The 13,482-nt window shown below is 64.7% G+C and carries 17 protein-coding genes; 12 read left to right on the top strand and 5 right to left on the bottom strand.

Features of this window, described 5'->3' with window-relative positions; genetic code table 11:
- Positions 1-66 precede the first annotated feature (66 nt).
- From BLW25_RS00180 to BLW25_RS00165, 4 genes are all read left to right on the top strand, one after another.
- Positions 67-528 (top strand): YqaA family protein, encoded by a 462-nt coding sequence (locus BLW25_RS00180; protein WP_092895275.1) that lies wholly within the window; start codon positions 67-69, stop codon positions 526-528.
- 116 nt (positions 529-644) lie between these two features.
- Positions 645-1,607 carry a 4-hydroxy-3-methylbut-2-enyl diphosphate reductase gene (gene ispH, locus BLW25_RS00175; RefSeq protein ID WP_092895273.1) on the top strand — a complete coding sequence of 321 codons (963 nt, stop codon included), beginning with the start codon at positions 645-647 and terminating at the stop codon, positions 1,605-1,607.
- Positions 1,608-1,729: 122 nt separating this feature from the next.
- Positions 1,730-2,209 (top strand): ribonuclease HI, encoded by a 480-nt coding sequence (rnhA, locus tag BLW25_RS00170; RefSeq protein ID WP_092895271.1) that lies wholly within the window; start codon positions 1,730-1,732, stop codon positions 2,207-2,209.
- A gap of 31 nt (positions 2,210-2,240) precedes the next feature.
- On the top strand, positions 2,241-2,753 hold the full coding sequence (locus tag BLW25_RS00165) for a TetR/AcrR family transcriptional regulator (protein ID WP_092895269.1): 513 nt from the start codon (positions 2,241-2,243) through the stop codon (positions 2,751-2,753).
- A 17-nt stretch (positions 2,754-2,770) separates the two neighbouring features.
- Here the strand turns inward: BLW25_RS00165 and BLW25_RS00160 are convergent, their stop codons facing one another.
- A complete protein-coding gene (locus BLW25_RS00160) occupies positions 2,771-3,004 on the bottom strand; it encodes a GlsB/YeaQ/YmgE family stress response membrane protein (RefSeq protein ID WP_092895267.1) in 234 nt (77 codons plus the stop codon).
- A gap of 133 nt (positions 3,005-3,137) precedes the next feature.
- On the opposite strand from BLW25_RS00160, the gene recO reads away from it, so the two are divergent.
- The gene (gene recO, locus BLW25_RS00155) at positions 3,138-3,941 is read left to right on the top strand and encodes a DNA repair protein RecO (RefSeq protein ID WP_171909434.1); all 804 of its coding nucleotides are present in this window, start codon (positions 3,138-3,140) and stop codon (positions 3,939-3,941) included.
- 66 nt (positions 3,942-4,007) lie between these two features.
- On the top strand, positions 4,008-5,237 hold the full coding sequence (locus tag BLW25_RS00150) for an MFS transporter (protein ID WP_092901178.1): 1,230 nt from the start codon (positions 4,008-4,010) through the stop codon (positions 5,235-5,237).
- A 179-nt stretch (positions 5,238-5,416) separates the two neighbouring features.
- Here BLW25_RS00150 and fmt read toward each other — a convergent pair whose 3' ends face one another.
- The 3 genes from fmt to def (BLW25_RS00135) are packed head-to-tail and all read right to left on the bottom strand — an operon-like array spanning position 5,417 to position 7,345.
- Complete coding sequence (gene fmt, locus BLW25_RS00145) at positions 5,417-6,310, bottom strand: methionyl-tRNA formyltransferase (protein WP_092895265.1); 894 nt, start codon at positions 6,308-6,310, stop codon at positions 5,417-5,419.
- A 10-nt stretch (positions 6,311-6,320) separates the two neighbouring features.
- Positions 6,321-6,824 carry a peptide deformylase gene (gene def, locus BLW25_RS00140; RefSeq protein WP_092895263.1) on the bottom strand — a complete coding sequence of 168 codons (504 nt, stop codon included), beginning with the start codon at positions 6,822-6,824 and terminating at the stop codon, positions 6,321-6,323.
- Complete coding sequence (gene def / locus BLW25_RS00135) at positions 6,824-7,345, bottom strand: peptide deformylase (protein WP_092895261.1); 522 nt, start codon at positions 7,343-7,345, stop codon at positions 6,824-6,826. Before def (BLW25_RS00135) ends, def (BLW25_RS00140) begins: the two co-directional genes overlap by 1 nt.
- A 146-nt stretch (positions 7,346-7,491) precedes the next feature.
- On the opposite strand from def (BLW25_RS00135), the gene BLW25_RS00130 reads away from it, so the two are divergent.
- The gene (locus BLW25_RS00130; protein ID WP_092895259.1) at positions 7,492-8,673 is read left to right on the top strand and encodes a MalY/PatB family protein; all 1,182 of its coding nucleotides are present in this window, start codon (positions 7,492-7,494) and stop codon (positions 8,671-8,673) included.
- Positions 8,670-9,203, top strand: a complete 534-nt coding sequence (locus BLW25_RS00125; protein ID WP_092895257.1) for a L,D-transpeptidase family protein — start codon at positions 8,670-8,672, stop codon at positions 9,201-9,203. The genes BLW25_RS00130 and BLW25_RS00125 overlap by 4 nt, the downstream gene beginning before the upstream one ends.
- Before the next feature lie 108 nt (positions 9,204-9,311).
- On the opposite strand, the gene BLW25_RS00120 is transcribed toward BLW25_RS00125, so the two are convergent.
- Complete coding sequence (locus tag BLW25_RS00120; protein ID WP_092895255.1) at positions 9,312-9,668, bottom strand: hypothetical protein; 357 nt, start codon at positions 9,666-9,668, stop codon at positions 9,312-9,314.
- A gap of 204 nt (positions 9,669-9,872) precedes the next feature.
- Here BLW25_RS00120 and cbiB point away from each other — a divergent pair, with 204 nt between their 5' ends.
- The 4 genes from cbiB to BLW25_RS00100 are packed head-to-tail and all read left to right on the top strand — an operon-like array spanning position 9,873 to position 13,471.
- Positions 9,873-10,772 carry an adenosylcobinamide-phosphate synthase CbiB gene (gene cbiB, locus BLW25_RS00115; RefSeq protein ID WP_092895253.1) on the top strand — a complete coding sequence of 300 codons (900 nt, stop codon included), beginning with the start codon at positions 9,873-9,875 and terminating at the stop codon, positions 10,770-10,772.
- Between the two features lie 10 nt (positions 10,773-10,782).
- The gene (locus BLW25_RS00110; protein WP_092895251.1) at positions 10,783-12,000 is read left to right on the top strand and encodes a lytic murein transglycosylase; all 1,218 of its coding nucleotides are present in this window, start codon (positions 10,783-10,785) and stop codon (positions 11,998-12,000) included.
- Positions 11,997-12,923, top strand: coding sequence for a glycosyltransferase family 2 protein (locus BLW25_RS00105; protein ID WP_171909433.1), 927 nt, complete (start codon positions 11,997-11,999; stop codon positions 12,921-12,923). Before BLW25_RS00110 ends, BLW25_RS00105 begins: the two co-directional genes overlap by 4 nt.
- Positions 12,920-13,471 carry a hypothetical protein gene (locus tag BLW25_RS00100; protein WP_092895247.1) on the top strand — a complete coding sequence of 184 codons (552 nt, stop codon included), beginning with the start codon at positions 12,920-12,922 and terminating at the stop codon, positions 13,469-13,471. Before BLW25_RS00105 ends, BLW25_RS00100 begins: the two co-directional genes overlap by 4 nt.
- The last annotated feature ends 11 nt before the right edge of the window (positions 13,472-13,482 follow it).

The raw sequence follows: 13,482 nt of genomic DNA, 5'->3' as shown, positions 1-13,482 counted from the left end.
AAAGCGCCGTCAGGCCGGGCATTTGGCACTTGCCACAGGGCGCGCTTCTCTCCAGGAGCGCGCCTTATGGATTTTCTGATGCCCCTTGGCCTGGTCGGCCTCGCGCTGGCGGCCTTTATCGCCGCCACTCCGCTGCCGATGAATTCCGAGCTGGTTTTCATTGCCCTGCAAGGCGCGGGGCATGATCCGGTTCTTCTGGTGCTGGTGGCGTCTGTCGCCAATATCCTCGGCTCTTGCGTCACCTATTGGTGCGGCCTGCAGGGCGAGCGCCTGCGCGGCAGCCGCTGGTTCCCCTTCACCGATCAGGGGCTGATCCGCGCCCGTGCCTGGTTCTCCCGCTGGGGATTGTGGTCCTTGCTGCTCAGCTGGGCACCCGGAGGTGATCTGATCGTGGCGCTGGCCGGGCTGATGCGGGTCAATCCCCTGCTGTTCCTCGCTTTGGTCACCATCGCGAAAACCGCCCGCTATATGGTGCTCGCGCTGATCGGGGCCGGGGTGTTCGACAGCTTTTCCAGCGCTTTTCTCTGATGTTTTTCTGGCGGCTGAGCGCCTGAGGGGAGTTGCAGCACTGGACCCGGAGACACTTTGACACTACCTCTCATCCAAGCCAGTCCGCCGACCATTCCGCTGCGCCATATCCGGAAATGCCCATGACCACCCGCCCGCCACTGATGCTCTACCTCGCCGCGCCGCGCGGTTTCTGCGCCGGTGTCGACCGGGCGATCCAGATCGTCGAGATGGCGCTGCAGAAATGGGGGGCGCCGGTCTATGTCCGCCATGAGATCGTCCATAACCGCTATGTGGTCGACGGGCTGCGCGCGAAAGGCGCGGTTTTCGTCGAAGAGCTGAGTGAATGCCCCGATGACCGGCCGGTAGTGTTTTCTGCGCATGGCGTGCCGAAATCGGTGCCGGCAGAAGCAACAAGCCGCCAGATGATCGCGGTGGATGCCACCTGCCCGCTGGTCACCAAGGTCCATAGCGAGGCCGCGCGCCATCACGCCAATGGCCTCCAGCTGATCTATATCGGCCATGAAGGCCACCCCGAGACCGTCGGCACCATGGGCCAGCTGCCCCGCGGCGAGGTGCTGCTGGTCGAGACGCCCGAGGATGTGGCGACCCTGACCGTGCGCGACGAGACGAAGCTCGCCTTCGCCACCCAGACCACGCTTTCCGTCGATGACACGGCAGCGATTGTCGAAGCCTTGCGCGCCCGTTTCCCCGCCATCACCGGACCCGGGCATGAGGATATCTGCTACGCCACCACCAATCGCCAGGCGGCGGTGAAGGCGATCGCGCCAAAGATCGATGCGCTGCTGGTCGTGGGCGCGCCGAATTCGTCGAACTCGAAACGTCTGGTTGAGGTTGGCCGCGCCGCCGGCTGCTCCTATGCGCAACTGGTGCAGCGTGCCGGCGATATCGACTGGCGTGCGCTGGAAGGGACGCGCGCGCTCGGCGTCACCGCCGGTGCCTCGGCGCCCGAAATCCTGATCAATGAGGTGATCGACGCTGTCCGGGACCGCTTTGACGTCACAGTCGAGATGGTCGAAACCGCCGTCGAGAATATCGAATTCAAGGTGCCGCGCATCCTGCGTGTGCCCGCAGCCTGACCACCGGTCACAGAGGGCCTGAGCCCGGCGTGTCTGTTTAGGTCCGGCGCGGCTTCGCGGTATCTTTGGCCGCGCCCGGCACCCCGCTTGCGCTAGAGCCCGCGCCGTGACATCACCCGCTTATGCCTGATCTTTTCGCCTTTACCGACGGAGCCTGCTCCGGAAATCCTGGCCCCGGTGGCTGGGGCGCTTTGCTGATCGCACGCGATGGCGACACCGTGCTGAAAGAGCGCACGCTCTCTGGCGGCGAAGCGGATACTACCAATAACCGCATGGAACTGCTGGCGGCGATCCACGCGCTGGAAAGCCTGACCCGGCCCTCGGCGCTGACCGTGGTCACCGACAGCGCCTATGTGAAAAACGGTGTGACCAGCTGGATCCATGGCTGGAAGCGGAATGGCTGGAAGACCGCTGATAAAAAGCCAGTGAAGAATGCCGATCTCTGGCAAAGGCTGGAACAGGCGCAGACCCGGCATCAGGTGACCTGGCAATGGATCAAGGGCCATGCCGGTCATGCCGAGAATGAGCGCGCGGATGAACTGGCCCGTGCAGGTATGGCACCTTACAAAACCGCCGCAAAAGGGTCACAGGAAAGGGCTTGAATGCGCCCTCTGCCTCGCGCAGGCTGGGCCCATGCCACGCCGCAAGCTCCTCTCTGACGCCGAAGTCCTGAAAGCGACCCGCCAGCTCTTTGCCACGGGGGGCGAAAAGGCGATCAGTTTCGGCAATCTGTCGCGCGCGACGGGTCTCGCGGCGTCAACACTGGCGCAGCGCTTTGGCTCGGTCGAAAGGCTGCAGGGCGCGGCGGCACGAAATGGCTGGGAAGAAATCGGTGCCCGGCTTGAGGCCGCAGATCAGGCCAGCCAGGGCAAAGGGCCACAGGCGCTTCTGAAAGCGCTGGAGGATGGGCCTGAGGGTCGTTCAGTCCATATCGCCGGCCTCATCCTGCTGAGCCAGCGCGACCCTGCGGCCCTGGAGGCCGCCACAACCTGGCGCTGCCAGGTCGAGATGCAGCTGGCTTTGCGGATCGGCCAGGGTGAAAAGGCGCGTCAGGCAGCACAGATCCTGTTTGCCGCCTGGCAGGGGAAACTCGTCTGGGGGATCGGGGATCTGCGACTGAAAGATCTGGTGAAACGTCTCGGGTAAGGTCTGACGCCCACCCCTTACCGCATCCAGGTCTTCCAGGCCCAGATCAGCGCCATTGCCCCCAGAAATGCACCCACAAATCCCGCAGCGGCGCCCAGCGACCAGATAAGAAACCGCAGCGCAAACCCACCGATCAGGGCACCGAATACGCCGATCGCGATGGTGGTCGGCACATCCGTCTGCAACCGCATGACCCGTGTGGCCAGAAACCCGGCCGCGACCCCGATGATCAAAAGTCCGATGAACGGCACCCTTCCCTCCTCTGCTGTCCCTGAACATATGGGGGCGCCGTACGCCTGACGAAAGACTGTGCCCCTGATTTCCGGGGCAAGCCTCCGGCGGCCCCCTCTTGTCCCCGGACCGGCCACAGGCGAAACTCCGGCGATGATGGAATGGCATGATCAGGCTCTGGTTCTGGCGGCGCGGCCGCATGGCGAAACATCCGCCATTCTTACCGTTTTCGCGCGCGAACATGGCCGGTGTTCCGGGCTGGTCAGGGGCGGCGCGTCCCGGCGCCTCGCCGCGCATCTGCAACCCGGCAATGAGCTTGACCTGACATGGACCGCAAGGCTTGAGGACCAGCTGGGCAGTTTTCGTGTCGAACCGCTGCGCTCGCGTGCCGCGGTGCTGGCGGACCGGCTCGCGCTGGAAGGCCTCGGCGCGGTGACGGCGCTGTTGCAGCTCTGCCTGCCCGAGCGCGAGGCAAATGGCGCTTTGTGGCAGGAGACCCAGGATCTTCTGGATCAGATGACACGGACCGGACCGGTCAATGCCGGCTGGCCCGCATATTATCTTTTGTGGGAGCTCAGATTGCTGAGCGAGACCGGCTATGGCCTGGATCTGGGTTCCTGTGCGGTGACCGGCGCGACGGAGGGGCTGGCCTATGTCAGTCCGAGGACCGGCCGCGCGGTTTCGGCCCGGGGCGCGGGGGACTGGGCGGCGCGCCTCCTGCCGCTGCCGGCCTCGCTGGCGGCAGGCGGCATGCCGGGCGAAGCCGACATCCTGCCAGGCCTCGCGCTGACCGGGCATTTCCTGACGCGCGAACTGCTGAACGACAGACCCCGGCCCGCCGATGACAAAGCGCCGCCTGGCCCGGCGGCCCTGCCTGCCGCGCGGGGCCGGCTCATTGACCTTCTGGCCCGCACAGAGACGGCGCGCCCGGAGGCGGGGGCACCACCGGCCACCTGATGCCCGCGACACGCTCTGTCGCAAATGGTGCAGACCGCGCCTCTCTTTCGGAGTGTGGTCGGCAGCATGGGCCATTACGATCTTCCCCTTGCTCTCAAACACAGCCCGGTGCCGAAGGTTGAGCATTTCGCGTTGCTTGCCGGGCTTGAGGCCGCTGTCCGCGGTATGCTGGTCTCGGCCATGCCCCTGGCGGTCTATCAGAGCCTTGGCGATGCGCAGATGACCTCGGTCGCCTATCTGGCGGCGGGATTTGTCGCGCTGTTTTGCGGGTTGATGGTGCCGGCAGTGACCCGTTTCGTGCCGCGCCGCTGGACCTATACCGGAGGGGCCGCGCTTTATCTTGTCGGCACAGCGCTGGCGGTCAGTGGCACGCCGCTGACAATCTCGCTCGCTCTGATCTGCAATGCGATGGCGACCGCAACAGTGTTCATCTGTCTCAACGCCTATGTGCTGGATTATGTCGAGCGCACCCGGCTTGGGCACAGTCAGGGGGTGCAGATGGCCTATGCCGCTATCCCCTGGGCGGTGGGGCCGGTGCTGGGGGTCTGGCTGCATCACCAATGGGCGCCGGCCCCCTTTCTGCTGTCGGGCTTTTTTGCGCTGGTGCTGATCGGGGTCTTCTGGTGGCTGAGGCTGGGCAATGGCCGCCAGATCTCGCGGGCGCGACGGCCGGCGGTCAACCCGCTGGGGTTTCTGTCGCGCTTTCTGGGCCAGCCGAGGCTGATCGCCGGCTGGACCTTCGCCGTGATGCGGTCCTGCGGCTGGTGGGTCTATATCGTCTATCTGCCGATCTATTGCGTCCAGTCGGGTCTGAGCGACAAGACCGGCGGCATCGTATTGTCGGTCTCGAACACGTTCCTGTTCCTGGCACCGGCCATCAACCGCGCGGCGCGCCGGTTCTCTGTGCGCCGCTCGGTGCGGCTGGCTTTTCTGGCGGGCGGCGGCCTGATGCTGGCGGCAGCGATGCTGTCGGTCCTGCCCTGGGTCGCGGTGGCACTGTGCCTCGCGGCAAGTTTTTGCTTTGTGACTCTTGATGTGGTCGGCGGGCTGCCCTTTCTGATGTCGGTCAAACCCTCTGAGCGTACCGAAATGGCGGCCGTCTATGCCAGTTTCCGCGATGTATCGGGCATTCTGACGCCCGGGATCGCCTGGCTCATCCTGTTCTTCGCGCCGGTTCCGGGGATCTTTGTCGTGGCGGGTCTCGGCTTTCTTGGCTGCTGGTGGATCGCAGGCGCACTCCATCCGCGGCTGGGAGTGGAACGCCCCTCGCGCGGCGGTGGGGATCAAATTTCTTAAAAGAAATTTGCGCGGTTTTCGCTGCGAAAACCGGGCCCCTGGCCAGCCGCGCGCCTTCGAGGGGCTGATGGAGCCGGGCCATCTCTCTTCGATACCGCAGCAGGCAGTATCGGCTTTTTTTATCTGCCCCTGATCCCCCCGGGCGCGCCTGCTTCTGCAGACGGCGGCTGGCCCCGCCCTTAAAGACGGGGCGGCAGGATGAGGCCTTTGAGCACCTCGGCCGAAGGCATTGGCCTCTTGCCCTCGCGCTGCGCCTCGGTTACCGCCACCGCCCCTTCACCACAGGCGATGGTGAAGCCGGACAGAACCTCGCCGGGTGCCCCCGCACCGGCGTTGATCCGGGACCGCAGCAGTTTCACCCGTTCCGCGCCCACCTGTGTCCAGGCCCCCGGAAAGGGCGAGAGACCACGGATCTGACGGTCGACCTCATAGCAGGGGCGTGTCCAGTCGATCTTTGCTTCGGCCTTGTCGATCTTCGCGGCGTAACTGACGCCCTCTTCGGGCTGGCGCACCGGCACGAGCCCGTCCAGCTGGTCAAGCGCCGCGATCATCGCAGCCGCACCCATCGCGGACAGCCGGTCATGCAGATCGGAGGCCGTCTCCTCCGCGCCGATCCGGGTTTCCTCGCGCAACAGAACCGGGCCGGTATCAAGCCCCGCCTCCATCTGCATGATACAGATGCCGGTCGCCGCATCCCCCGCCATGATCGCGCGCTGAATCGGTGCCGCGCCGCGCCAGCGTGGCAAGAGCGAGGCATGGATGTTCAGACACCCCCGCGCCGGCATGTCCAGCACCGCTTGGGGCAGGATCAGCCCGTAAGCCACCACCACCGCCACATCGGCCTGAAGTGCTGCAAACACGGCCTGATCTTCGGGCGCACGCAGCTTTTCGGGGGTATGGACCGTCAGCCCGAGCGCCTCGGCACGGGCATGGACCGGGGTTTTGCGCAGCTCTTTGCCGCGCCCGGCGGGCCGGGGCGGCTGCGACCAGACGCCGACAATCTCATGGCCCGCATGAAGCGCTTCGAGCACCGGCACCGAAAACTCCGGCGTGCCCATGAAAATCACCCGCATCCGCGTCTCCTCAGCCGCGTTTGCGGATCTTCTCCGCCTTCGCGATCAGCATTTTCCGTTTCAGGGGCGAGAGATGGTCGAAATACATCTTACCCGCCAGATGGTCGATCTGGTGCTGCGCCGATGTCGCCCAGAGATGCACGAAATCACGCTCTTCGATCTCGCCATCTGCATTCAGGAACCTGACCGTCACCGCACGCGGCCGCGTCACCTTAGCCGAAACCCCGGGAAGATTGGGCGAGGCCTCTTCATGGTCGCGCGGCTGCACCGAGGCATGGATCACCTCGGGGTTCGCCATCAGCACCGCCTGGCCGCGCGCTTCGGAACAATCGACCACGGCAAGCCGCAAAGACACCCCGATCTGCACGGCGGCAAGGCCGTAGCCCGGCATCGCCTCCATCGTATCGACCATATCGCGCCAGATGGCGCGGACCTCATCGGTGATCTCTGCCACATCCGCCGCCGGTGCCTTCAGCACCGGGTTCGGGTAGGGCACACAGGCACGAACCGCCATCAGACGTCCACCGACCGCGCGCGTTCGCGCTTCAGTTTCTCCATCTTGCGGGTGATCATCTGGCGCTTCAGCGGCCCGAGATAATCGATGAAGAGCCTGCCGTTCAGATGGTCGATCTCATGCTGGACACAGGTGGCCCAGAGCCCGTCAAAGGTCCGTTCATCGGTTTTGCCATCCAGCCCGGTCCAGCGCACCGTGACCAGTGCCGGGCGCTTCACCTCGGCATATTGATCCGGAATCGAGAGGCAGCCTTCCTCATAGATGTTCTGATCTTCCGAGGACCAGATGACCTCGGGGTTGATCAGCGCCATCGGCTCGGGCGTGCCCTCCTTGATGCAATCCATCACCAGCAGCCGCTTCATCACACCAATCTGCGGCGCGGCAAGGCCAACGCCCGGCGCATCATACATGGTTTCCAGCATGTCATCGGCCAGCCTGCGGATCTCGTCCGAGACCTCGGTCACGGGATCGCAGAGCTTTTTCAGGCGGGGATCGGGATGGATCAGGATGGAGCGCAACATGGGGGGGATTTAGGTCATCCCCGCCCATTCGCGCAAGGGATTCGCGCATATCTGCGTGAGGGTGGGCGCGGACCGCCTGCCCCCGGCTTGATCCGGCCCCCGTCTGCGGCTAGCCATTTCGGGGTATTGTACAGAAAGACGCCCGCATGACCCGCTCCGATTTCGATACGCCCATCAACCGTTTCGGCTCCCATTGCGTGAAATGGGACATGATGGAGACGCTTTACGGCATCCCGCATGACCGGGGTCTCGCGATGTGGGTCGCGGATATGGAGTTCCGCCCGCCAGCCGCCGTGCAGACCGCGCTGCAAAACATGCTCGATCACGGGATTTACGGCTATTTCGGCGATGAACGCCCCTATCTTGAGGCGCTGACCTGGTGGATGGAAACCCGCCATGGCTGGAAGCCCGACCCTTCGCATATTTTCACCACCCATGGCCTGGTGAACGCGGTGGGCCTCTGCCTGCAGGCTTTCACGCAGCCCGGCGACGGCGTCGTTCTGATGACGCCGGTCTATCACGCCTTCGCCCGCACCATCCGCGCCTCGGGGCGTGAGGTGGTGGAATGCGCGCTGAACAACAACGCAGGCCGCTATGAGCTGGATATCGCCGCCTGGGATGCGCAGCTGACCGGGCGCGAGACCATGCTGATCCTCTGCTCACCGCATAACCCCGGCGGAAGGGTCTGGACTGCGGCCGAGCTGCGCGAGATTGCGGATTTCGCGACACGCCATGACCTGATCCTCGTCTCGGATGAGATCCATTTCGACCTGACCTACCCCGGTCAGCGCCATATCGTGATGCCGAATGCCGCGCCCGATGTCAGCGACCGGCTGGTGATGCTGACCGCGACGACCAAGACCTTCAATATCGCGGGCGCCCATATCGGCAATGTCATCATCGCGGATGAGGTCCTGCGGAAGAAGTTCGCAAGCGTCATGGGTGCGATCGGCATTTCTCCCAATAGTTTTGGGATGCATATGGTGACCGCCGCCTGCTCGCCCGAGGGGGCCGCCTGGGTCGATGATCTGATGACCTATCTCGACGGCAACCGGCAGCTGTTTGACGCGGCGGTCAATGCGATCCCCGGGCTGAAATCCATGCCACTGGAGGCCACCTACCTCTCCTGGGTGGATTTTTCCGGCACCGGGCTGAGCAAATCCGAAATGCTGGCGCGGGTCGAGACTCAGGCCGCCATCGCGACCAACCACGGTGACAGCTTCGGCAAGGGCGGCGAGAATTTCATCCGCTTCAATATCGCCGCTCCGCGGGTGCAGATCGAAGAGGCGATCACCCGGCTGCAAGGCGTCTTTGCCGATCTGCAATGAGGCGACTGGCGCGGGTTTTCACGCTCTTCAGCCTCGGCGCGCTGGCGCTGGCGGCCTGGATGCTCTGGCAACCCGCGCCGCGCCCCGTCACACCGCCCGCACCGCTGACCGGCCAGATCGAGCGCATCGTGATCGAAAAAGCCGCAAGGCGAATGGCGCTGATCCAGGACGGGCGCGAGGTCCGCGTCTATCGCATCGCACTTGGGTTCTCACCGACCGGCGATAAGATGCGCGAGGGCGATGGCCGGACACCGGAAGGTGAATTCCGCATCGACCGCCGCAATGAACAATCCGCCTATCACCTCTCACTCGGGCTCGATTACCCGCAGCCTGCCGACCGCGCCCGCGCACGGGCCGGGGGCTATTCGCCCGGCGGTGATATCATGATCCATGGTCAGCCGAATATACTGCCCGATGACACGCTTATCGCAACTGACTGGACCGCAGGCTGCATCGCAATAAGCAATTCGGAAATGCGCGAAATCTGGGCGGCGACGCCTGTTGGAACCATGGTCGAGATCCGGCCGTGATGGCGCCTCTGGTCAGGTGCCGAAGCCTGAAGCGGGAATATTTCAGTCAGGAGGAATGCGATCTTCCTCCTGATCCCAATGCTTCGGGCGTTTGGGGCGCAGACCCCCTTACGCGGACGGCAAATAGCCCGCCGGCCCCTCATCTTCGCGCCAGTAATCAAGTGCCGGGCGATTTGTTACCGGGGTCAGGCGCTTGAAGTCGCAGACCAGTTCGCCATCGACGATTTCCGTGGCAACGATCAGGCACTGAAACACATGGCGCGGGCCGTCATAAATGTCGACCAGTCCCCGCAGCCGCGCCGGCACCAGATCGGCGTCAAGCGAAAAGCCGCCCTGCCAGAACCGCAACACCGGGTAGACCAGCAGATCGCCAAGTTCGACCCGCATCCGCGATTTGCGCCTTTGCTGACGCTTGCGGGCGGCATCGAGATGATCGCGCAACTCCTTGGGCAGATATTCCAGCATGTCCGTCCCCTCCTGAGCCCAGCACAAACCCGAAAGCCCGTGAAATCAAGCCCCTCTCACCATGCCAGCACTTTACCACAAAAAGATGAAGCCTTCGTGGCGACAATGCCGCAGGCCGGGGACGCTCGATGCCCGCTTGCCCGCGGGGCCGATCCGGTTCACTTCCCTGTCAGATGATTCGCAACCACCAGCACGGGGTCCGGCATGGTTTTGGTTCTTGCCATGATTCTCGACGCCACCTTTGGCGAGCCCGCCTGGATCTGGCGCCACCTGCCGCATCCCGCGGTGCTGATGGGCCGGCTGATCGGCCTTGCAGACCGGCGGTTCAACGAAGGCACCGCGCGGCGGCTCAAGGGAGCGCTGGTGATGGCCGCCCTGGTCCTAGGCGCGGGTCTTGCGGGCTGGCTCATCGGCAGGCTGCCATATCACGGCGCGATCGAGACCGTGATCGCCGCCATTCTGATCGCGCAGCGCTCGCTGGTTGATCATGTGCGGGCTGTGGCCGACGGGCTGCGCCGCTCGCTGGACGAGGGTAAGCGGGCGGTTGCGATGATCGTCGGGCGCGACACCAGCGATATGCGCGAGCCTGACGTCGCCCGCGCCGCGATTGAATCGGCGGCCGAGAACCTCTCCGACGGGGTGATTGCGCCGGTTTTCTGGTTCCTTATCGCCGGTCTGCCGGGCATTCTGATCTACAAGATCACAAATACCGCCGATTCGATGATCGGCCATATGACACCGCGCCATCGCGAATTCGGCTGGGCCGCCGCGCGGTTTGATGACCTGCTGAACCTCATCCCCGCGCGGCTGACGTCTTTGTTACTCGCGCTGTCACATGGCTGGCTGGATCCGCGCCCGGTGCTGCGCGATGCGCCGCAGCATCGCAGCCCGAATGCCGGCTGGCCGGAATCCACCCTCGCGCCCATTCTGAATGTCGCACTTTCCGGCCCACGCAGCTATAATGGCGAAATGCGCTGGTATCCCTGGGTCTGGCCCGAGGGCCGCCGCGATGCCGGGCCCGAAGATATAGACGCCGCCTGCCGCGCGCTTTGGCGGGCCTGGGGGCTGATGCTGGCAATTGCCCTCATGGCCGCGCTCGTCTAGCTTCGCGCCCATGCTGAGACCCCTGATCATAGCCGCATTGCTGGCCCCCTTTTCTGCCCGGGCAGAAACTCCGCCCGCCCTCCCCGAGGCCCCAGCATCTGAGGCAACAGCCGCAGTGCCCTGCGGTGGCAGCTTTCCCGGGTTCCTTGCGGGTCTGCGCGATGAAGCCCTGGCCGAGGGTCTTCCTGAGGCGGCCATAGAGGGCTGGCTTGCAGATGCCCGTGCCGAGCCCGAGGTTCTCAGAGCCGATCAGCGTCAGGGTGTGTTTCGCAAACCTTTCCTCGAATTCGCGCAGAGCCTGATCGGCGACAAGCGCCTGCCCGATGCCTTGCTCGCCTGGGACGCGCATCAGCCGCTTTTTGCGAAAGCCGAAAGCACCTATGGCATTCCGCCCGGGGTGATGCTGGCGATCTGGGGGTTTGAAACCGATTTCGGCCGCTTCCAGGGCAATTACAACACCCGCGCCGCGATCCTCACCCTCGCCTGGGATTGCCGGCGCCCCGAGATGTTCCGCCCCCAGGCCTTTGCCGCGATGCAGCTTTTCGCGAATGGCGATCTGCCGCTCGACACGACAGGGGCCTGGGCAGGCGAAATCGGCATGGTGCAGATGCTGCCGAAGGATATTCTGGAACGCGGCATTGACGGCGATGGCGACGGACATGTGCGGTTGAAAACCTCGGTCCCGGATGCGCTGATGTCGGGCGCGAATATGCTGAAACACCACGGCTGGCGCGCGGGCGAGCCCTGGCTGACCGAGGTCGTGCTGCCCGAGACCTTCGACTGGGCGCTGAGCGGGCTGGACAAGGACCTGCCCGTCGCGCAATGGGCGGCGCTTGGCGTGGCGCCCCGGCGCGGCAATACGCTGCCGGCGGAACTTGAGGCCTCGCTTTTGCTGCCTCAGGGTCGCAAGGGCCCGGCTTTCCTGGTCTTTCCGAATTTCCAGGTCCTGCTGGAATGGAACAAAAGCCTGACCTATGTGACCACCGCCGCCTATTTCGCCACCCTGATCGAAGGGGCGGAGCCTGCGCTGAACATCTCGCCCGACCCGCTGCTGCCTGATGAGGATATGAAGGCGCTGCAGGAAAAGCTGCAGGCGCTTGGATATGATGTCGGCAAGATTGACGGGGTGCTCGGCGCAGGCACGCGGCGCGCGATCCAGGCGGAACAACAACGCCTCGGCCTGCCGGCGGATGCCTGGCCGACGCGGGAATTGCTGGATCTCCTGTGAAACAGACCGCCAGCTGGGCGCTGGTTGCCACGGTGAAAGCCCCCGAGGAAAAGATCCTCGCCTTTCTCGCCTGGCATCTGGATCTTGGCGCGGATCGGATCACGCTTTGCTTTGACGATCCTGACGACCCGGCGCTGGCGGCGATCGCAGCGCGGCGCCTTTCGCATGTGCGGCTGGTCGCCTGCGACGCGGGGCACTGGCAGGCGCTTGGCGGGCGACCCGACCGGCATCAGAACCGCCAGGCGAAGAATGCCGGGATGGTCTACCGCGCGTGCGGCAGTGACTGGCTCGGCCATATCGATGTCGACGAATTCATCTGGCCGGTGCGGCCGGTGGCCGAAGTGCTGGGCAGCCTGCCCGCCAAAGAGATTTTGTGCCGGATCGAACCTTTCGAGGCGCTGCATGAACCGGATCTTTCCGATGACATCTATACAGCCCGCGTCTTTCGCGGCGCGCTGAAACCGCGTCATAAGGGGCTGCGCGGGCCGGCTCTGGGTGATTATGCCGAAATCCTGCCCGAAGCGATGCTGTCGCATTCCGCCGGCAAGGTGTTTTTCCGATCAGGCGTGCCGGGGCTGTCGCCGCGGCTCCACGGAGCTTTTATCGGTGGCGAGCGGCTGCCGGGGCCGGAGTTTCACCCCGGGCTGAAGCTTTTGCATTTCCACGCCCAGGACCGGGAGGACTGGCTTTCGGCCCTGCCCTTCCGCCTGACGCGCGGCGCCTATCAATACCGGCCCGAAATGCAGGCCTGGCTGATGGCGGCCAACCCCGGGCAGATCGCGGATTTCTACCAGGTGACCCAGATGCCGGGTCGGGGGACAGATCTTCTGCGCAAGGCCGGGCGTCTGACCGAGGCACGGCTTGACCTGCGCGCCCGGGTCGCGAAACTGCCGGAAAGCGGATCGGAAGGGAGCGGGACATGACCCCGATGGAAAGCCTGATGGCGGCGGTCGGCCATGTGGCCGCTGCGCCGAAAGAAGAGACGGTTGCACGGCAGCTGACCTTCCGCCCCGGGCGCAATCTGCGCGAACATCCGGACAGCCTGACCCTGACCGTTGCGGGCGGCATTCCCGGCGAGCGCTGGTCGAAAGAGCCCTGGCTCCGGCTGGAAAATGGTGCGCCCGATCCCGCGATCCAGGTCTCGATCCTGCCGGCGCGGGTGTATGATCTGGTGCGGCCCGACCCGGAAGCCGTGGTCCATCCGGGCGATCCGGTGGTCGCCGATCTCGACACATCCGAGGCCAATCTGCCGGTCGGCTCCCTGCTTGAGGCGGGGACGGCGGTGCTTCGGGTGTCGGACGTGTTCAATGATGGCTGTGTGAAATGGAAAGTACGCTATGGCGAAGATGCCATGGCCTGGGTGAACCTGCCCGAACATCGCGCGCTCAGGCTGCGCGGGATCCTGTGCTCGATCGAGCGCGACGGGGTTTTGCGCCAGGGGGATGCGATCCGTGTGATCTCACGCGGCTGACCGGGTCTGAC

It is taken from the genome of Rhodobacter sp. 24-YEA-8 (genome assembly GCF_900105075.1).
Classification (GTDB): Bacteria; Pseudomonadota; Alphaproteobacteria; order Rhodobacterales; family Rhodobacteraceae; genus Pseudogemmobacter.
Note: the sequence above shows the minus strand (reverse complement) of the source record. Positions and strands in the feature narration are given on the sequence as shown.